The following is an 18,014-nucleotide window of genomic DNA, read 5'->3' on the forward strand; positions in this document are numbered from 1 at the left end:
GGGTAGCGCGCGGCGAGCGGAGCGAGATGCCTTGATCAGTTGGTGCGGGCCGCCCGGCGGAAGGGCGCCGACCAGCCTTCTGGTGCGGATCTGGTGCGCGACGCCGAGCGCGGCCCGGACAACAAAGAGGCCCCGGGCTGCTGGCCTGGGGCTTTCGTATGGAGCGGGTGACGGGAATCGAACCCGCGCTCTGAGCTTGGGAATCCTGAGAATGATGTTGCGATGAAGTGGTCCTGACCTGCACACACGCTCTCAGATGATGGCGAATTTGGTCGGTCTGACCCACCCACGATGACCGTGGTCGACCGCAGTGAGTGGTGCTTAAGTGGTGCGGAGTGATGCGGCACTTGAGAAGGAAGTCGCCTCCGGCTCCTGCGACTTCCGGGGTCGGCTTCGCCGACAGGCTGTAACACCCGCGGGGCGCCCGAGCCCCACGGGAATCATTACCACCCTGCTGCTCATTCAGAGGCCTGCTCCGCGATGAGTTGACGACATCGCCGCGCGCGGTCTGCTGGTTCGTCGCCCAAGGCAGAGAGTTCGGCCAAGCACTGGAGCAGGTCCGTGACGACGTCCCAGTCCGGGCCTCATGCGAGGAACACCTCCGTTGCCTCCGCCACGTCGGATTCCGGTTCAAGGAGCAGCACCCTGAACAGGCCGAACAAGCTGGCGGCGTCCACCTCCGATGATTCCACCGGGGAGGTGAGAAACTCGGCCCACCGGTCCACGCACGCCGCGAGTCCCGACTCCACGGTGTCCAACATGATCATCTCGAATAGAAGACCAGGATCACCGGGCTCGGATGCGACAGCCCGCTCAAGATCTTCACGCGCACGAGAGTAGTGGCCAGCCTGCCGGTGGGCCTCACCCCGTATGCCCAGGGCCCAGACCAAGGTGGGGTCGAGATCGAGGGCGGCGCTGCAGTCGGCGATGGCCTCGTCAAGGCGGCCAGCCTGTTGGTGGGCTTGTCCCCGGGAGCCCAGGGCCCAGGCGTAGGACGGGTCGAGATCGAGGGCGGCGGTGAAGTCGGCGATGGCCTCGTCAAGGCGGCCAGCCTGCCGGTGGGCCTCACCTCGTATGCCCAGGGCCCAGGAGTAGGACGGGTCGAGATCGAGGGCGGCGGTGAAGTCGGCGATGGCCTCGTCGAAACGGCCAGCCTGCCGGTGGGCCTCACCTCGTATGCCCAGGGCCCAGGAGTAGGACGGGTCGAGATCGAGGGCGGCGGTGAAGTCGGCAATGGCCTCGTCGAAACGGCCAGCCTGCCGGTGGCCTTCTCCACGGTGAGCGAGGGCCCAGGCGTAGGTCGGGTCGAGATCGAGAGCGGTCGTGAGGTCGCTGATGGCCTGGTCGATATGGTCGAGCCAGCGGTGCACGTCACCTCGGCAGGCCCAGGCACGGGCGTTGCGAGGGTCTGTGGCGATGGCACGGTTCAACTCGGCGATGGCTTCGTGATTGCGATCGGCGAGGTGGAGGTGCTGGGCGCGGTAGGTATGGGCCCAGGCCCGAGCCGCGGTGGTCAGATGGCCGTGGGTCAGCAGCGCGGTGAGGGACGCCAAGGCAGGCTTGCTGCCAGCTACGGCATTCTGCAGGCGGTCGGCCCAAGACAGGAGGGCAGGATCGGCAGTGTCGCTGGCTGCTTGTTCGAGGGCGTCGATCCACTGCCGCAGGATCGCCGCATCGCGCCCGGCGGCATGGACGGCCTGCTCCAGGGCGGGTGCTAATTCGGCTGCAGGGTGCGCGCACAGCCGGTGGTAGGTCTCGTCTAAGCGGTGTCGGCGCCATTGAGGATTGCCCCACCGCTTGTCCGCATGTAGGCCTGGCTCGATGGCGGTGCGCCAGGTGGCGTGAGTGTCAGCGAGCCGCAGATGTGCTGTGGTCCAGCGCTGGGGGGAGTGGGTACGCTGCTGGCGCACCATGCTCGCGCGGACAACTGCGTGGTACTGCTTGAAGTCGCCGCGGCCGCTGACGAAGGGCTGCCCGCACAGCCACCCCCACAGCCGTAGCGCATCCTGCGGTGCGGCCGCGGCAAAGATGTCCTCGTTCAGTTGCGGGGCTAGCGCACACGCCAACACCGTCTCGCGCTGCTGCGCGTCCGTGATCCACTGCACGAAACGCTCTACTGCTGCGTCGACCACGTCCCCGCCCGCGTCCACGTCCTCGGCGGCCCCAGGTCGGGCCAGGGCAAGAAGTTCTACGAGCAGCGGCAGTCCCATCGACAGCTGCAGCACCGCCTCAACCACCGCAGGCTCCGCCACACCCTTCGCGGCCAGTAGCGCCCGCGTCTCCGCTTCTGTGAATACCTCAAGCGGCACGTCGGCCACCAGCGTCCGCAGCGGCGCCCATTCCCGTTCCGCGAGTTCGTCCCGCCCGGCCAGCACCACCATCACGTTGACGGGCACCGGCCCGAACGCGTCCTCCAGCAGATCCCGCAGCCACCCGTCCAGGTAGCGCCCGGTCTGCTCCCACGTGTCGAAGAGCAGCACCACCCACTGGTATCGACCACACAAACGGCCCAGCTCAGAGACGAAAGCCCGGCTCAGCCCCGCCACGTCACCCCCGCGCCCTCGACGGCCCCGGGCCCGAACACCGGCCCGCAGCCGGTCCAGGCCCTGGGCCGCGGCGTCCGGGTTTGCCATCGAGGTCACCACCCCGGCCCCCGGGATCAGCGACATGGCACCCAGCGCGGCCTGCGTCACCACCCGGCTCGACACCGACCCCTCGCCCTCCGCCGCCCCGGCGCCTTCCGCCGGCACCGGCTCGGCGGCCGCTTCCTGCTCCCGGCGGAACTGATCGGCTGCCCGATCGAAGTCCTTGAACGGTCCTGCCTGCTCCGCCAACTGTCGGGCCAGCTCGACCAGGACCTGCTGCACGCCATGGACGTCGCTCTCGTCCACCACCGCGGTCACCGCACCCGCCCCACCCGCGGTCGCCTGCCACTGCCGCAGCAGCGTGGACTTGCCCACCCCGCCCACTCCACGCACATGAAAAAGGAACTCCGCCGGATCCGCCTCCGACTCCGGATCCTTCGCCAGATTCTCCGCAAACAGCGAGAGCTGCGCCCGCCGACCTACGAACTGCGCTTGCGCACGCTGCCGGATCAGCTCACCACGCGACCGGCTCCGACGTTCCGACCCCGTCATGTCCCCACCCCCGGCTCGGACTCCCGCACCCACCGTTCAGGGCGCCATCCCCGCCAGCAGTATCGCCGCTCACCCAGGTACGAGGGCCGTCATTGGCGTCAAGTCCGGTTCTCAATACCCCCCGAGGCTGGGTACGAAGCCGCGTACCTGCCAAGCACGATCGGGTAACGCCGACCTCCTGCCGATGGCTGCAACCCCCAAGGGTGTTGCAGCAATCTGTAACTGGACAGCCCGGACACCTGGCGCTTGAGCTGTCCGGGGCGTTTCCGCAGCTCGTGGGCATAACCGGACAGTCGGACAGCTAGGACGCATCGCGTGCGGTCCATCAGCCCAGACATTCCGTAAGCAGCAGGACGATGTGCCAGCTGTGCGTGACGCGCTCATGAGCCCTCGGCGGCTCTCGCGTCTCCTGTTCGGGCCGGAGGTAGATGCCCAACTCCCCACAGGACCTTCGCCACACCGGACACACACTGTCCACGCGGTCCGGGGCCACGCTCAAGGACACGATGGTTCGTGCGGGGCAGTCGTCGGAGAAAGCGGCGCTGATCTATCAGCATTCGGACCGTGAGCGCCAGAAGGAAGTCGCGGGCGGGCTGGACGCGATGGTCCGGGCGGCACGGAAGAAGGGCTCTGACCAGCCTGAACGGGGGCTAGACGAGTAAGTCCGAAGTGTTTGGTCAATGGTCGTAGCCGACCAGTGACCTGTCCGACGCGGGCGAGGACCCCGGCTGGGGTTCTCGCTCCGTGGCGTTCGAGGACCCAGCGGAACCCAAGATCAACGTCCATCTTCTCGGCTGTCACGGCCGTTACCAGGCTGCTGTCTCTCTCGCGGCAAGAACGGCAGCACAGGTAAGGCGGAGGCGGGGCATCCGATCAGACCGTGCGCCCAGGGCGGGGAGTCGCGCGGCAGCAGACGGTACTCCGCCGCATTCCTCGCCTACGCCATGCGAAGAGAAGCGGCGTGTGCCCTCGTCTTCAATTTCGGCCATTTCTGGATTCTCTTAGCCGAGGGCTGCCGCACATCTCCAAACCCCTGATTGCCCAGCGTTCCTGAACCCAGGTCGCTCTCTCGCGTGACCTTGCATCTCCGTCGTTGTCAGCCATCATTTCCTGCCCGATTGCTGGTATGCGAAATTCCGGTTTGACGGTGGCGATCAGCAAAGGAGAAGGTCCTGTCGTAGGTATGGGTCCGGGGGGAGCCTTCCCTCGGCCTGCCCGCCGATGGAAGGATCAGCATCAATTACGTAAACGTGTGGCCACTTTTGGCGCCGCCATGGTGGCTACCCTCACGATGACTGGGGTTGCGCCCGCCGTGTCTGCAGAGCCGCGAGCAGACGAGGGCGTGGCCGCCTATGTGTGTGACGGCCACGCCATGTCGTACATCGCGAAGTACTACTACAGAGGGCCTTCCGTCATCCCGCTCCGCTGCGGCAGCGCCAAGTGGGGGTAACGGCATCTGGTTGAGAGGGGACGCTGGAACCCCATATTCGACTCAATGATCGCGGAGACCGTTTCGCGAGGAACGGTGAAACCCACCGTGGGCGGTCGGTGGCACTACATCAAGACGCCCACCCAGTGCGGGGTTCCTCCCTACTTCAGCGTGCTGGACAACCCGCTGGCATATGGAGGCGACTCCAAGATCAACCCGCAGGGCATTATCACCGCCTACTACGCGGATGCAGTCCCCACCCTCGCAAGCGCCCGGCTGGCAACCGCCGAGTGCTGAAATAGGAACCATGAAGCTCAGCTCCGAGACGAAGGCCCGCCTGCTGGATCGCCTTGCCCTGCACCAGGATCGCCACCGGAACCAACCGCAGGTTCAGCAACTGGAGTCATCTGACTCCGGCCGCGGAGAATCGGACGAAACGGTTCTGGAGATCACCGTCGAGGTATCGCCGACGGATGCCGCGCACCAGACGTGGCTGATCACCTTGGATTTCAGTGAGGACGCACCGAACCTGCTCATCGGCGATCCGACCGATGAATGCGTGCAGACAGCAGCACTCATCATCCGCGCCAACATCGACGAATGGTGGGCGACCAAAGACCGCGAGCCTGTCACGGCGGCCATGGGACGCAGGCTGCACTACTGAGGTTTTCGTTGGTTCTGTGGGTGTGGTGGCTGGATGGTGAGTCCGGTGTGGGCCAGGAAGGACCAGGGGAGTTGGTTGTTCTGGCCGATGCGGTGGATGCCGCGTTCGGTGGCGTCGGCGACATCGGCGAGGTGCTCGCCGGCGAGGTTGACGAGCTCGCGTTTCTTGATCGCCGACCACAGGAGTTCCACCGGATTGAGCTCGGGCGCGTAGGCGGGTAGTCGTTCGAGTGTCAGCCAGTCCTGTTCGGCGACCCAGGCACGCATGGCACGGCTCCAGTGGGCGGACAGCCCGTCCCAGACCAGCACCACCCGTTCCCCGGCGTAGAACACTTTGACCTGTTCCAGCACCTCGATCAGGGCGGTGGTGTCGTAGCTGCCCGGCCTGAGGTGGAAGCACAACCGCGGACCACGGTCGGGGTCGGCGGCGTGGTAACCCAGGGCCGCGGCCATCGAGGCACGTTTCCAGTTCAACCTGTGCCGCAGTGTCGGGGTGCGGCCGCGGGGCGAGTAGGTGCGGCGGACCTGGGGCAGCAGGGACACCCCCGATTCGTCGAGGAACACGATCCAGGCACGTTTGTTCACTGCCCCCTTTTGATGCGCGGCCACTCGTGGGCGATCCAGCGGGCGATCTCGGACTCGTTCCGCTCGAGGGCTCGACGCTCCGGGCGCTGCAGACTCCACCCCATCCACCCGGTCAGCAGTCGCCACACCGACGCCTGCGACAGAGTCACCCCCGTCACGCGTTCGACCACCAGACCGACCCGCTCCAACGTCCACAGATCGGCCTCGAAGCCGTGTGCCTGGGCGCCTCGCTCCAGCGCGGCCCGCACCTCCTCGACCTGGGCGTCGTCCAGCTTGGGCGGGCGACCGGCGGCCGGACGGCGCCGCAACGCGCGAGCACCACCCTTCTCCCACACGCGTTTCCACCGCCGCACGCTCTCGGCATGGACCCCCAACATTCTCGCGATCTCGGCATTCGGGCATCCCTGCTCGAACAACTCGACCGCCCGCACACGTCGCGCCTCGGCCAACTGCGGGCGCGTCAAAGGAGGAACAGAGGACTTGGAGACGACGGACGGAGACTGAAAGGACACGGCAACAGACTCCCACCAACGAGCCCACCACACCCACAGAACTAACGAAAACCTCAGGTAGTAGGTGGTGCGGAAGTGGTGCGCGACGCCTGAATCGGTCTAGACAGCGCAAAGGCCCGGGTTGGGGATCATGTCCCTGACCTGGGCCTCATCTTTTGGAGCGGGTGACGGGAATCGAACCCGCGCTCTGAGCTTGGGAATCACCGGGTCCGAAGACTGAGCAAGGGTGCTTGACCTGCTGTTATGGTGCTCACCGCCGTTACTGGTCCAGAGTCTGGGAGCCCGTAGGTGACCGCGGCTGACCGTCCGATCGGGCACGCATCGGGCACGGGCCTGTGCCTGGCTGGCGGAGTGGGAAGAGCTAACGTCTAACGTCACACCCACTGTCGCAGCTTCCTCATGGCACGATCCTTGCGGAGACGGGTTGCCGACCTTTCGCCTGGGCTCGTCATGAACGCCGTGACAGGGGTCCATCGCTTGCGTCCGTTGCGAGCCGTCCACCTCACCGCGGGGAAGTCCGTGATCTGCGTAATGCGCCCTCGTTCGATCACCCGCGTGCGTAGGTAGCCACGGATTACCAGTCGCGAGTGTTCATATGTCACGCCGAGCCGATATCCCCGCACCGCTAGGACTGCGAAACCGATCACGGCCAGACTAGCCGCGAGCTGTGCAACGGCGGTGTTGGCCTGCGCCAGGTACACACTGCAGACAACCGCCGGAACGGCTCCAAGGCCGCTGTTGGCGAGACGGTTCTGCGTGGCTAGTGATTGCTCCATGACGTTCCTCGTGTGGTCGAGTCAGCCGGCAGCCTACAGTCGGCGGTCCGCTCGACGTCTTGTGCACCAGTAGATGGCATTTCGCCGCCGTTCCCCGACTACTGCCTTGTAAGCCTGGCACCGCTCGCGGCCGGGACTTTGCTGGTCAACCGTGGAGCACGGCGCTCGTCCTGCGCGCGGCTGTCCGGACCCTGACGCGCCTCGACTGACCGTGGCTGACCGCTCGATCTGGCACGGATCTGGCACGAGCGCCGTCGCCGACACCTGCCTTGTAAGTTCGATCCAGGTGCTGAACGGGGCCAGGGTGCGGGCGATCGGAGCGTTGCCGTTGCCTGCCTGAGGTCGCCGCTGTTCACAGTCGTTGATGTCAACTCTGGATGTCGGTCCGACCGATCCGGCCTCGACTCTCGTTCGTCATGCGGGCTGGTAGTCCCAGAAGCAGTAGGCACATGCGCCACGTCCCTCCGCCGTGGCTTCGGCCAGCGCGACACGGCGCCGAGGGTGAGTTTCCATGCCCAGACTGAGGGCGTACTCCTGCCCTTCCTCGAGGGCCTTGCAGGCCGAAGAACGATGGAATACCTCGCCTCCGGCCGTGATGTAGACGAACTTGACCAAGCCCTCGGGGACGGGAGCGCAGTCCACGCACTGTTGGACGACTAAGTCGTGTATGCATCGCTCATCCATGAACCCAGACTAATCGGGCGGTCTGACAAGATCATCGAATGTTGATCTAAGTCGGGACCTCGGCACCAGACCGTCTCGCCACGCGCGTGCCCACGCGGCCGGTGGAGTCTCAATGGCTGGGTCAAGGCTGCATCGATCTTGAAATCCGTCGTGGCAGCGATGTCACCGTGGGTTCAAATCCCACACCCACCGCAGGTGAACGGCTCCTGACCAGGTAAATCGGTCAGGGGCCGTTCTCGTGAGCGTTGTCCGCCAGCGACTGCTGTTCCCCGCTGTTTCCCGACCGAACGGGCACGGGAGGGGCACGCCGACTGGCCATCTCTAGACCGCGAGCAGCCCGGCGAGCATCAAAGCCGCCACCGCAGAGAAGATCCGCAGCTTCCTCCAGCCCGGTCCCGAAGCCTGGCGGGTCAGCTCCCAGATGCCCACCAGACCACCACCTAGGCCCAGCGCGTCCCGCAGCAGGAAAACGGTGGTGTGCACAGGGAGCCTCCAGTGACCTTCGAACGGACGGGAAGGCTACCCCTGGTGGCGGTCGCGTGGATGACCAGCCCCAGTTTGGAAGACCACGTATGCGCATACGACCTGACCTGGCGAGTCCCTGACCTGCTCGGGAGCGCCTACAGCGCCGCAGTTCCCCGTGACTCCCTGCCGTTTCCTGCCGGATCGGGCACGCGACGGGCACGTCACTCTAGGCGAGATCGCGCCGCGAACGTATCTGCCGGTAGATCTCGTGGCATGCGAGCAGAACCAAGACTCCGGCACCAAGAGGCCAGAGCGGAGATGCTCCCTCGCCGTGCATCTTCACGCCCAATACCAAGAGGTTCGCGGAGACGATCAGGCTCACGTAGGGCATCGCCTTGTCCGCCGGGCCGCCGTCCCTGAATGGGTTCTCCATGATCGCCCTCTCCGCCTACGGGGACCGGCACTGTACCGCGCGGTCGGTGGAGTCTTAATGGGCGAGTCAAGCGCCGCTGGGTGCGATCAGAAGCCGAAGAAGTGACTGGCCGGGTCTCTGACCTGCGGCCACGTAATCGACCAACGCTGCGACCTGCGACTGGCTGTCGACGGTTCTCAGTGTTGGTCATCGTTGAGCACCCCCGCACGGCCCAGAGACGGCCCGAGCGGGGGTGTCGTCGTGTGCCCCTCGATGCGAACTATCGGCGGGACGGTCGCTAAGGTCCGCTCGACTGGTCAGCCCGGGTGCCTGGGGCTGATGCTGGTCGGATGCGGTTGCGGTGGTTGCTGTACTTCGCTGCTGTACTGGCCATTGGAGTGAACGCATGGTCGGTGGCGACCGTCGGCGTTCAATTAGCGGGGCCAGCAGGCGCTCCGTTGTGGTCGTGGCGCCCCGCCGGAAGCAGCGTGGTCACGGGCGCGATCACACCAAGGTCACGCCACCAGGATAGGCCGCCGGATCGTGCTTTCTCATTGTCACCTTGTAGGCGGCAGTTGATCCGATGCCCAAACAGGATTCGAAGGCCTCGTCGGTGACGTACACCGGCCCGTAGGGACCTGTCCAATGGCGCGTGCCGTCTTCAGTTTCCGCGTACCAGTACAAGGCCCGCCCATCGCTAGGTCCCACCTTGTACCGCTCTTGGGGCTTGAACAGCCACCAGCCCTCAGTCCGAAAGTTACCGTACTCGCCGCACGCATCCGGGGCCCAATACATGTCGGCGACCCAGATATTGAACGGAGTGCTGTTGCGTATGTATGGCATGATCAGCCTCCCTGTCGCTTAGCTTTTTCTATGCGCTCCCGAATCTGCTGAAGGACAGTCGTTTGGATGATTTCTTCTGCGACGGGAGGTTGCGCCTCCTTCGTGTCACCGGCGTGAACCTGGTAGTCGACGCCGCTTGCGGCTTCCTCTTCCGGCGCCTCGCTGAGTAGTCGGACTGCTGGCTCGAAACCTCCCAGCGCAGGCCCACCGTTCCCGTTCGAGTATTTGGACATGGCGGTAACACCTCGCTTACATCTGCCATTTGGGGCGGGGGAAGTGAATAGGGAGCGCGGCTGATCGCCACATTTCTGTCTAGGGCGGCTCCCGCTGTACCGGCCTCATCTTCATCGTGCCCGCGTTTTCGCTGACTCGCATCTCATGCATTCGGCCCAGATGGAGTCCGTGGTGGAGGCTGTGCTCCACGGTGTAGGCGCCTGTGCAACGAGCTGCGCTACTCAGGCATTTGCAACCATTGCGAGCAGGTCTGCAAGCAATTACCCGGCGCTCTTGTGGGGACAGCCCGGTGGCGCACGTTGAGGACGGTGGAACGGCTTTGGCCGGTGTCCTGCCTGGTTTGGGGTCGTGCATGATCAGGGGGCCGTACGCTTTCCGGCTGCTCGGGCAGGCTTGTCCTCTGCCCGCAATGTGTCCGAGTGGCCCCCTGGTCTTGCTCGACGCGGGTCCCGGATCGGGGAGTGTGGGTAAAGCCGTGGAGCCGTCCGTCCCACCCTCGGCCTGGTTCTTTTCGCCCCTTGTGGGCGCGGGCGGGCGACGACGTGCGGCCCCGGTGGCGTAGACATGGAGGGGCAAGCGCGGCGGCGTCCGGCCGGCGCCGCCGCACTCCGTGCGGCACCCTCTGATCCCTGATCAGACTGCTACCGCAGTTCAGGAGGTCGGGAATGCAGACGCTCGATGCGTCCAATGTGGTGTTCTCCCGAGCGTCCGCCTCTTCCCTCGGGCCTGGTGCGCTGGTGTCTTTGAAGTCTTCTGGGGCCACTCGGACGCGTGGCGGGCGTGGGACAGTGCCGGTCCCGTGTGGCCGGGCTGCGTGTGGCGGACGGGTTGGCAATGATCCACGCGCTGACCGAACCTCAGGTCGGGCAGCGAGCGCAGCGAGCCTTGATAGACGTAGGGAAACTCTGTCCGCGTCGTCTCAACTAGCTTGCTTAGCTTGCTGTCCGGACTCGGTTGATGCTTCACGCAGTGGCTCACCCGACGTTTGGGACCGCTTGCCAAGGCAAGGACCCGGGACGCTGACTGGGTAGTCGAGCAGCCCCGGCCGAGCGTGATCGGTTATAACAACGGCTAACACAATGAGGTGGATCAGTCCTGGTGGCCGTGTCCGGGGCGGGAGTTGAGCGTTCGCTCCGGTGTGGGGATGTCACCGTGGTTCGTGTCGGATGAGCTGTGGGACCGCTTGGAGCCGCTGCTTCCGCAGCGCGAGCGACGCTTTCGGTATCCGGGCCGCAAGCCGTTGCCGGACCGGGAGGTGCTGTGCGGGATCCTGTACGTGTTGCACACGGGGATCCAGTGGGAGTACCTGCCCAAGAGGCTGGGCTTCGGCTCGGGCATGACCTGTTGGCGTCGGCTGCGGGACTGGAACGAGGCCGGTGTCTGGCAGCGGCTGCACGAGGTCCTGCTTGCTGAGCTGAACGCGGCCTTACGGCTGGACTGGTCTCGCTGTGTGGTCGACTCCTCCCACGTCCGGGCGCTAAAAGGGGGCAGCACACGGGCCCGTCGCCGGTCGACCGGGGCCGGGCCGGCTCGAAGCACCACTTGATCACCGACGGGCACGGCACCCCGCTCGCGGTCCTGCTGACCGGCGGCAACCGCAACGACGTCACCCAGCTGATCCCGCTGCTCGATGCGATCCCGCCCGTCCGCGGCCGGGTGGGTCGTCCGCGCCGCAAGCCCGACTCGCTGTTCGCCGACCGCGGCTACGACCACGACATCTACCGCGACCAGGTCCGCGATCGCGGCATCGTCCCGGCCATCGCCCGCCGTGGCACCCGGCACGGTATCGGACTGGGTACTTACCGGTGGGTGGTCGAGCGCACCTTCGCCTGGCTGCACGGCTTCCGGCGACTGCGCATCCGATGGGAACGCAGGGCCGACATCCACGAGGCGTTCCTCAAACTCGCCTGCTGCCTGATCACCCAGCGACAACTCAGCTCATTGTGTTAGCCGTTGTACTAATCGTTCCTCTGTCCGGCCCAACCCCGGGTCGCTGAGGTTCTCGCGCGAACCTAGCGTCTTCCACTAGGGCCGGACGACCGGCTGACCGCCCAGAGCCTGCGGTCAGGAGGAGCGCAATGAGCGAGGTACCGAAGTGGGGCAGCGAACAAGAACCTGCCCAGACGCAAGAAGAGATCCAAGCCAGGATCGGAAAGCGCCTGGACGACGTTGCCAAGATCCTGGCTGGCGCCCTCGTCGCCGTTGCTGGCGTCATGACCCTGCTTGGCCTCAGCAGCGACGTCGTGTTCGTTGCCCTCAACAACGACTCGTGGCCCATCTATGTGGCCTCGCTCTGCGCCATCCTCGCGATCGTCTGCAGCATTGTGGCTCTGCTCGTCCACCCCACACGGCGGGGCAACCTGTGGGAGACCGTTGTGCTCATTCTCGGGGTGATCCTCTATATGGTGGCTCTGAGCGTGGCGGTTATCGGCGCGGCCAAGGCTGCTGGGGGTAACGGGCGGCCGACCATCACCAACATCAAAGTCGACGGCCCTCGGTCCAATCTGAAATTAAGTTTCGATGTTCATGCTGACGGCGTCGAGACGGGGGCCAGCATTGAAGTGTTTGTAAACGCTGTCAGGGCCGACTTGTCCGAGCCTGCTGTTGAGTCGGTCGATGCCTACTCAAGTGAGCTCAGACCCAACGACAAGGGCGTGGTCGAGCAGCGGGTCAGTATGCCGATGTCCCTTCCACCACAGGCCGCAGGCATCAGCATCATGGCCCTCAATGCGGGCGACGGAACCCAGGACAAGTGTGGCTCGCTCACACAGCGCGGGCCGGCGTGCGCGAGGTTCCGGGTTCCCTAGCAGCACGGTGTCGGCGGCAGCTGGAACACCGACACCACCGCCGTCACCGTCCCGATGCGGACCCGCACCACCCGCGAGAGCGAAGCCCTGCTGCTGCCCGGCCCGTTCATCACCGAGCACCGCGGCGGCGGCTCCACCACCCGCGGCATCGGTGACCCGCTGGCCGCTATCACCGCCGGAGGCAACCACCACGGACTGGTCATCCCCTACCGCAAGGGCGGCCCGACCACGACCGGAACACCGCTGCACACCATCGCCACCCGCGAATCAGCGGGCGTGGTCCTCGGAGCCGACCACACCCCCGAAGACATCGCGGTGGAGGACTGCTACTTCCGCATGCTGTCCGCCCGCGAGCACCTGCGCGCCCAGCGCTTCACCGACGACTACACCGTCGTGGGCCACGGGGGAGAGCAGACCAAGCAGGCCGGAAACGCCGTACCCGCCAACGTCGCCCAATGGATCGCCTCCGCCCTCCTGGAGGTGCTCTGATGCCCCAGCCCCACGCCCTCGAACTCGACACGGCGCCTGTTCTGGCACTCACCGTGTGGCAGCCCTGGGCAAGCGCCATCGCCTACGCCACCAGGCGGATCGAGAACCGGGACTGGCCGACCGACTACCGGGGCCTGGTCCTCATCCACGCAGGACGCACGACGGATCCCAACGCGCACGATGTGCCGCTGGCCCGTCCGTTCCTGCGCCGCCCGCAGCCCAGAGGCGCGATCGTCGCCGTGGCACTGCTGGATGACTGCCACCCCGATGACGGCTACTGCACCCTGTGGTCCGCCCGCGGCCGCTACCACTGGCGACTGACCACCGTCGTCCCGCTCGCCGCGCCGCTGCCCTGGCCCGGCGCACGCGGCCTGTGGATTCCGCCCCCCGGCCTGCTCGCCTCCCCACTCCTCACCGACGCGCTGGAGGTCGCCAATGCCTGACACGCTCGACCCGACCACCCTGGGCGACCTGCTCAGGGTGGCTTCGGCCCCCGACTTCGACCGCTGGCAAGAACAGATCCGCAAGACCGGCGGCTGCGCCCAACCCATCCACCTCACCGGCTGGTCCCTCACCCGCGACAAAACCACCGGCCAGATCCTGCACACCTACTCCACCCAGGACGAGCCCGGCGGCCGGCTGCGCATCGCCTGCGGAAACCGCCGCGCCTCCCGCTGCCAGCCCTGCGCCTACCTCTACGCAGGCGACGCCTACCGCCTCGTACGCGCGGGCCTGGCAGGCGACGACGCCATGAACATCCCGGCCGTCGTACGCGAGCGGCCCCGGGTCTTCGCGACCCTGACCGCCCCGTCCTTCGGCCGCGTGCACAACCGCCCCGACACCGGCCGCTGCCGCTGCGGAAACCGCCACACCGAGGACGATCCCGCCCTCGGCACCGCAATCGACCCGACCACCTACGACTACGCGGGCGCGGTCCTGTTCAACAACCACGCCGGCGAGTTGTGGCACCGGTTCGTCAACCGGCTGCGCCGCGAACTCGCCGCCTCCGCCGGACTCACCCAGAAGGCGTTCAAGGAGTCGGCCCGGCTGTCGTTCAACAAGGTCGCCGAGTTCCAAAAGCGCGGAGCGATCCACTTCCATGCCGTGATCCGCATCGACGGACCCGATGGGCCCGACACCCTTCCCCCGACGTGGGCCACGCTCGACCTGCTCACCCAGGCGATCCGCGAGGCGCGGGAGCACCCTTACACCTCGGTGACCGTGCCCGCTGCAGAAGATGAGCCTGCCCGCACGCTGTGCTGGGGCGAGAAGCTCGACGTCCGGCCCATCCAGGCCTTCGACGACGGTGACGACATCAGCGAGCAGAAGGTCGCCGCCTACGTGGCCAAGTACGCCACGAAAGCAGCCGAGACCACCGGCGCGCTTGACCGCCGCGTCGGCGAACTTGCCGAACTCGACCAGCACCGCGTGCCAGACCACGCGAGGCGGCTCATCCGTGCCTGCTGGGATCTCGATCCTCTGTATCCGGACCGCAAGCTGTGGGCCTGGGCTCACATGCTCGGCTTCCGAGGCCACTTCCTGACCAAGTCCCGCCGCTACTCATCCACGTTCAGCGAACGCCGCCAGGTCCGCGCCGACTACCGCGCAGCCGAGCAACGCCGAACCCTGGGCCTGCCTGAGCCGGACACCACGCTCGTCCTCGCCGACTGGCGCTACGCCGGCCACGGTCACACCCCCGGCGAATCCGCCCTCGCCGCCTCCATCGCCGAAGACATCCGCATCAACCGAGAAACCGCCCGCGAAGCACTCAGCGAGCCGCCCGACCTAGACAAGTCGGGGGAGTGGTGACCATGGATCGACTCCTGACGGTGGAGGAGGCCGCAGAAGTTTTGCGTACGGGGGTGCGCTTCCCTCGGCGTCTGATTGCTGAGCGGCGTATTGCGTACGTGAAGGTCGGTCGGCATGTGCGAATCCCGGAGAGTGTGTTGGCGGTATACATCACGGCTAACACGGTTGCGCCGGTTCGTCGGCGTACCCGGTATCGGAGGGCGGCCTAGTGGCGGGCAAGAAGCGGCGCTTTGGGCGTATCCGCAAGCTTCCGTCCGGCCGCTATCAGGCTCGGTACCTGGGGTCTGACGGTGTTGACCGGCCAGCGCCTCAGACGTTCGCGGCGGTGGGGGATGCGGACGATTGGCTCGCTGAGCAGCAGACCGAGATTCGCCGGGGCGACTGGCAAGATCCGGATGCGGGCGCGGTCAACTTCGGGGTGTACGCCTTGCAGTGGGTTCAAGAGCGGGACCTGTCGGCGACCACTGCAGAGCTGTACAGGCGGCTCCTGCGACTGCATATCCTGCCCACCTTCGGCGGCATGGACCTTGACGAGATAACCCCGCCGCACGTCCGGACCTGGCGGGCCGACCGGAAGCAGGTCACCGGAGAGACCACCGTGGCCAAGTCGTACCGGCTGCTCAGGGCCATCATGGAGACCGCCACCGATGACGAGCTGATCCGTCGCAACGCGTGCCGGATCAAGGGCGCTGGCAAGGAGTCCGCCGCAGAGCGTCCGGTGGCGACCGTGGCCCAGGTCGATGCGCTGGCCGATGCCATGGGGCCCCGCTGGCGGCTGATGGTCTATCTGGCCGCGTACGGCCCTGCCCGCCCGGAGGAACAGGCCGCGTTGCGCCGCTCGGCCGTGGATGTTGAGAGCGTTGGCGTGTGGGTTCGCAAGGCGGAGCCGGAGTTGACCACTGGTCGGCGCGCGCCGGGTGACACCAAGTCCGAGGCGGGCATGAGGTTCCTGGCCCTGCCCGCGTTCATGGAGAAGGAGTTGAAGCGGCATCTCGCCTGGTACGCCGAGAAGACTCCGGGCGGGCTGCTGTTCGTCGGCGAGCGAGGCAAGCCGTTCCGGCGTTCCACGTTCGGCCGGAAGTGGCGCAAAGCCCGTGCCAAGGTCGGTCTGCCGGAAGCCTTCCGCTTCTACGATCTTCGTCACACCGGGCACACCCTCACGACCCGTTCGGGTGCGACGCTCAAGGACACGATGGTGCGCGCCGGGCAGTCCACGGAGAAGGCCGCGCTGATCTATCAGCACTCCGACCGCGAGCGTCAGCGGGAGGTTGCTGCCGGACTCGACCGGATGGTCCAGGCTGAGCGGAAGAAGGCTGCGGCCCAGCTGGATGATCAAGCATCGGGCACGCAACGGGCACGAGACGCTTAGCGCGGTCTAGACAACAAAGAAGCCCCGGGCTGCTGGCCTGGGGCTTTCGTATGGAGCGGGTGACGGGAATCGAACCCGCGCTCTGAGCTTGGGAAGCTCATGTTCTACCATTAAACTACACCCGCGCGGCGGACCGGTGATCGGCACCGCACCGTCGCACACTGTACCCCATTGCTGGCCCCCGGTGTATTTCGCCGCGGGGCCTTCGTGCTGTCCGGGGCACCGATCCGGGCGCCGGTCCAGCCGATCCCGAGGGCTCCGATGTGGCTGCGGGGGGCGGGAGTTGAGGCGTACCTTTGAGTCACGGAGTGCCGCGTGCGGCCCCGCCCCATAGATCCCCTAATGTGGTCCTTCGTCCGGATTTCTTTGGGGAAGGGACCCGATGGACTTGATGGAGCGCACCGTCGTCCGCTGTGCCGAGGGGCACGTCTTCACTACCGCTTCGTTCCCGATGCAGCAGCTCGGCGCCGATCGGATCGGGCCCGGGCGGCTCATCCGGTGTCCGCGTTGTGCGCGGCTGCGGAATGTGGTGCCCGTGGAGTCCGCCAAGCGGTAACCGAGCGGCACGGCAGAGGGCGCGTGGGGCTGTCCGATTGGGGCGGGCCCGCGCGCTCTGCGTATCCTCGGGGCGTGCTTCTCTCAGACAAGGACATCCGGGCCGAGATCGACGCCGGTCGAGTGCGTATCGACCCGTACGACGAATCCATGGTGCAGCCCTCGAGCATCGATGTGCGGCTCGACCGCTACTTCCGGGTGTTCGAGAACCACCGCTATCCGCACATCGACCCCGCCGTCGAGCAGTCGGATCTGACGCGGCTCGTCGAGCCCGACGGCGATGAGCCCTTCATCCTCCACCCCGGGGAGTTCGTGCTCGCCTCCACGTACGAGGTCATCACGCTGCCCGATGATCTGGCGTCGAGGCTGGAGGGGAAGAGCTCCCTCGGGCGGCTCGGGCTCGTCACGCACTCGACCGCCGGGTTCATCGATCCGGGGTTCTCGGGGCACGTCACGCTCGAGCTGTCGAATCTCGCGACGCTGCCCATCAAGCTGTGGCCGGGCATGAAGATCGGTCAGCTGTGCATGTTCCGGCTGAGCTCCCCGGCCGAATTCCCGTACGGGAGCGAGCGCTATGGCTCCCGCTACCAGGGGCAGCGCGGGCCCACCGCCTCGCGCTCGTTCCAGAACTTTCATCGGACGCAGGTGTGAGGCATGTCTGAGGTTCGAGAGAACCTGACGTACGAGCGGTTCGGCGGCGCGATCCGCGAGCTCGCGCAGGCCGTCGCCGACGACGGGTACGAGCCGGACATCGTGCTCTCCATCGCCCGGGGAGGCGTGTTCGTTGCCGGCGGTCTTGCGTACGCGCTCGACTGCAAAAATATCCACCTCGTGAATGTCGAGTTCTACACGGGGGTCGGTACGACGCTCGAAATGCCCGTCATGCTCGCGCCCGTGCCGAACGCGATTGATTTCTCGGCCAAGAAAATCCTCATCGCCGACGACGTCGCCGACACCGGCAAGACGCTCAAGCTCGTGCACGACTTCTGCGTCGACCATGTCGCCGAGGTGCGCAGCGCCGTCATCTACGAGAAGTCGCACTCCCTCGTGAAGTGCGAGTACGTGTGGAAGCGCACCGACGAGTGGATCAACTTCCCGTGGAGCGTGTTGCCTCCGGTGCGTAAGTCGGGCGAGCCGATCACGCCCTCCAAGGAAGCGCTGTAGCGCCGGACTCCTACGCGTCCCTCCGGGTGGCTGTCGGGAATCGTGTCGCTGGCGCCGCCGTACGGGAACGGCTCACGTCCG

Annotated in this window: 18 protein-coding genes, 1 tRNA gene and 2 pseudogenes; 13 read left to right on the top strand and 8 right to left on the bottom strand. The window is 66.3% G+C overall.

The features are described 5' to 3' along the window. Positions 1-584 precede the first annotated feature (584 nt). Complete coding sequence (locus ACI2LP_RS16950) at positions 585-2,903, bottom strand: tetratricopeptide repeat protein (RefSeq protein WP_404725289.1); 2,319 nt, start codon at positions 2,901-2,903, stop codon at positions 585-587. Between the two features lie 680 nt (positions 2,904-3,583). Between ACI2LP_RS16950 and ACI2LP_RS16955 the strand changes: the two are divergent. The 4 genes and pseudogenes from ACI2LP_RS16955 to ACI2LP_RS16970 form a co-directional block, all read left to right on the top strand. Then, a pseudogene (locus ACI2LP_RS16955) lies at positions 3,584-3,799 on the top strand (site-specific integrase); the annotation flags it as partial. Between the two features lie 650 nt (positions 3,800-4,449). Further along, entirely contained in the window at positions 4,450-4,587 is a 138-nt protein-coding gene (locus ACI2LP_RS16960) for a hypothetical protein (RefSeq protein WP_404725290.1), read from the top strand. 75 nt (positions 4,588-4,662) lie between these two features. After that, positions 4,663-4,863: a hypothetical protein gene (locus ACI2LP_RS16965; protein ID WP_404725291.1), complete on the top strand. Its 201-nt coding sequence runs from the start codon at positions 4,663-4,665 to the stop codon at positions 4,861-4,863. A 10-nt stretch (positions 4,864-4,873) separates the two neighbouring features. Beyond that, positions 4,874-5,230 (top strand): hypothetical protein, encoded by a 357-nt coding sequence (locus ACI2LP_RS16970; protein ID WP_404725292.1) that lies wholly within the window; start codon positions 4,874-4,876, stop codon positions 5,228-5,230. On the opposite strand, the gene ACI2LP_RS16975 is transcribed toward ACI2LP_RS16970, so the two are convergent. From ACI2LP_RS16975 to ACI2LP_RS17000, 6 genes and pseudogenes are all read right to left on the bottom strand, one after another. Continuing rightward, positions 5,224-5,814: a transposase gene (locus ACI2LP_RS16975; RefSeq protein WP_404725293.1), complete on the bottom strand. Its 591-nt coding sequence runs from the start codon at positions 5,812-5,814 to the stop codon at positions 5,224-5,226. The genes ACI2LP_RS16970 and ACI2LP_RS16975 overlap by 7 nt on opposite strands. Next, positions 5,811-6,122 carry a winged helix-turn-helix domain-containing protein gene (locus tag ACI2LP_RS16980; RefSeq protein ID WP_404725400.1) on the bottom strand — a complete coding sequence of 104 codons (312 nt, stop codon included), beginning with the start codon at positions 6,120-6,122 and terminating at the stop codon, positions 5,811-5,813. Before ACI2LP_RS16980 ends, ACI2LP_RS16975 begins: the two co-directional genes overlap by 4 nt. 9 nt (positions 6,123-6,131) lie before the next feature. Then, positions 6,132-6,359 (bottom strand): annotated as a pseudogene (locus ACI2LP_RS16985) (helix-turn-helix domain-containing protein); the annotation flags it as partial. 1,748 nt (positions 6,360-8,107) lie between these two features. After that, a complete protein-coding gene (locus ACI2LP_RS16990; protein ID WP_404725294.1) occupies positions 8,108-8,269 on the bottom strand; it encodes a hypothetical protein in 162 nt (53 codons plus the stop codon). Between the two features lie 208 nt (positions 8,270-8,477). Next, positions 8,478-8,684: a hypothetical protein gene (locus ACI2LP_RS16995; RefSeq protein WP_404725295.1), complete on the bottom strand. Its 207-nt coding sequence runs from the start codon at positions 8,682-8,684 to the stop codon at positions 8,478-8,480. 483 nt (positions 8,685-9,167) lie between these two features. Next, positions 9,168-9,506, bottom strand: coding sequence for a hypothetical protein (locus ACI2LP_RS17000; RefSeq protein ID WP_404725296.1), 339 nt, complete (start codon positions 9,504-9,506; stop codon positions 9,168-9,170). A 1,378-nt stretch (positions 9,507-10,884) separates the two neighbouring features. On the opposite strand from ACI2LP_RS17000, the gene ACI2LP_RS17005 reads away from it, so the two are divergent. The 7 genes from ACI2LP_RS17005 to ACI2LP_RS17035 all read left to right on the top strand — a co-directional run bounded on the left by ACI2LP_RS17005 (position 10,885) and on the right by ACI2LP_RS17035 (position 16,214). After that, positions 10,885-11,690 (top strand): IS5 family transposase gene (locus ACI2LP_RS17005; protein WP_404725297.1). Its coding sequence is split into 2 segments (ribosomal slippage): positions 10,885-11,209 and positions 11,209-11,690, totalling 807 coding nucleotides; the frame shifts between segments, so codons are not numbered across the junction. Between the two features lie 128 nt (positions 11,691-11,818). Further along, positions 11,819-12,547, top strand: coding sequence for a hypothetical protein (locus ACI2LP_RS17010; protein ID WP_404725298.1), 729 nt, complete (start codon positions 11,819-11,821; stop codon positions 12,545-12,547). A 54-nt stretch (positions 12,548-12,601) separates the two neighbouring features. Next, positions 12,602-13,036, top strand: coding sequence for a DNA cytosine methyltransferase (locus tag ACI2LP_RS17015; RefSeq protein WP_404725299.1), 435 nt, complete (start codon positions 12,602-12,604; stop codon positions 13,034-13,036). Then, positions 13,036-13,479: a hypothetical protein gene (locus tag ACI2LP_RS17020; RefSeq protein ID WP_404725300.1), complete on the top strand. Its 444-nt coding sequence runs from the start codon at positions 13,036-13,038 to the stop codon at positions 13,477-13,479. The genes ACI2LP_RS17015 and ACI2LP_RS17020 overlap by 1 nt, the downstream gene beginning before the upstream one ends. Beyond that, the gene (gene repSA, locus ACI2LP_RS17025) at positions 13,472-14,845 is read left to right on the top strand and encodes a replication initiator protein RepSA (RefSeq protein ID WP_404725301.1); all 1,374 of its coding nucleotides are present in this window, start codon (positions 13,472-13,474) and stop codon (positions 14,843-14,845) included. Before ACI2LP_RS17020 ends, repSA begins: the two co-directional genes overlap by 8 nt. A gap of 2 nt (positions 14,846-14,847) precedes the next feature. Then, positions 14,848-15,054 (top strand): excisionase family DNA-binding protein, encoded by a 207-nt coding sequence (locus ACI2LP_RS17030; protein WP_404725302.1) that lies wholly within the window; start codon positions 14,848-14,850, stop codon positions 15,052-15,054. Beyond that, positions 15,054-16,214, top strand: a complete 1,161-nt coding sequence (locus ACI2LP_RS17035; RefSeq protein ID WP_404725303.1) for a tyrosine-type recombinase/integrase — start codon at positions 15,054-15,056, stop codon at positions 16,212-16,214. The genes ACI2LP_RS17030 and ACI2LP_RS17035 overlap by 1 nt, the downstream gene beginning before the upstream one ends. Positions 16,215-16,265: 51 nt before the next feature. On the opposite strand, the gene ACI2LP_RS17040 is transcribed toward ACI2LP_RS17035, so the two are convergent. After that, positions 16,266-16,339: transfer RNA gene (locus ACI2LP_RS17040), tRNA-Gly, on the bottom strand. 505 nt (positions 16,340-16,844) lie between these two features. Between ACI2LP_RS17040 and dcd the strand changes: the two genes are divergently transcribed. Together dcd and ACI2LP_RS17050 are read left to right on the top strand one after the other, a co-directional pair. After that, positions 16,845-17,420, top strand: a complete 576-nt coding sequence (gene dcd / locus ACI2LP_RS17045) for a dCTP deaminase (protein WP_404725304.1) — start codon at positions 16,845-16,847, stop codon at positions 17,418-17,420. A gap of 3 nt (positions 17,421-17,423) precedes the next feature. Then, the gene (locus ACI2LP_RS17050) at positions 17,424-17,933 is read left to right on the top strand and encodes a phosphoribosyltransferase (RefSeq protein ID WP_404725305.1); all 510 of its coding nucleotides are present in this window, start codon (positions 17,424-17,426) and stop codon (positions 17,931-17,933) included. Positions 17,934-18,014: the final 81 nt, after the last annotated feature.

This window comes from Streptomyces sp. NPDC019890, from assembly GCF_044903445.1.
Classification (GTDB): Bacteria; Actinomycetota; Actinomycetes; order Streptomycetales; family Streptomycetaceae; genus Streptomyces.

Bases quoted from the DNA above. Each gene is read 5' to 3' on its own strand.
- ACI2LP_RS16970 (WP_404725292.1), top strand. From the start codon at position 4,874: ATGAAGCTCAGCTCCGAGACGAAGGCCCGCCTGCTGGATCGCCTTGCC.
- ACI2LP_RS16995 (WP_404725295.1), bottom strand. From the start codon at position 8,684: ATGGAGAACCCATTCAGGGACGGCGGCCCGGCGGACAAGGCGATGCCC.
- ACI2LP_RS17000 (WP_404725296.1), bottom strand. From the start codon at position 9,506: ATGCCATACATACGCAACAGCACTCCGTTCAATATCTGGGTCGCCGAC.
- ACI2LP_RS17010 (WP_404725298.1), top strand. From the start codon at position 11,819: ATGAGCGAGGTACCGAAGTGGGGCAGCGAACAAGAACCTGCCCAGACG.
- ACI2LP_RS17015 (WP_404725299.1), top strand. From the start codon at position 12,602: ATGCGGACCCGCACCACCCGCGAGAGCGAAGCCCTGCTGCTGCCCGGC.
- ACI2LP_RS17020 (WP_404725300.1), top strand. From the start codon at position 13,036: ATGCCCCAGCCCCACGCCCTCGAACTCGACACGGCGCCTGTTCTGGCA.
- repSA (WP_404725301.1), top strand. From the start codon at position 13,472: ATGCCTGACACGCTCGACCCGACCACCCTGGGCGACCTGCTCAGGGTG.
- ACI2LP_RS17030 (WP_404725302.1), top strand. From the start codon at position 14,848: ATGGATCGACTCCTGACGGTGGAGGAGGCCGCAGAAGTTTTGCGTACG.
- ACI2LP_RS17050 (WP_404725305.1), top strand. From the start codon at position 17,424: ATGTCTGAGGTTCGAGAGAACCTGACGTACGAGCGGTTCGGCGGCGCG.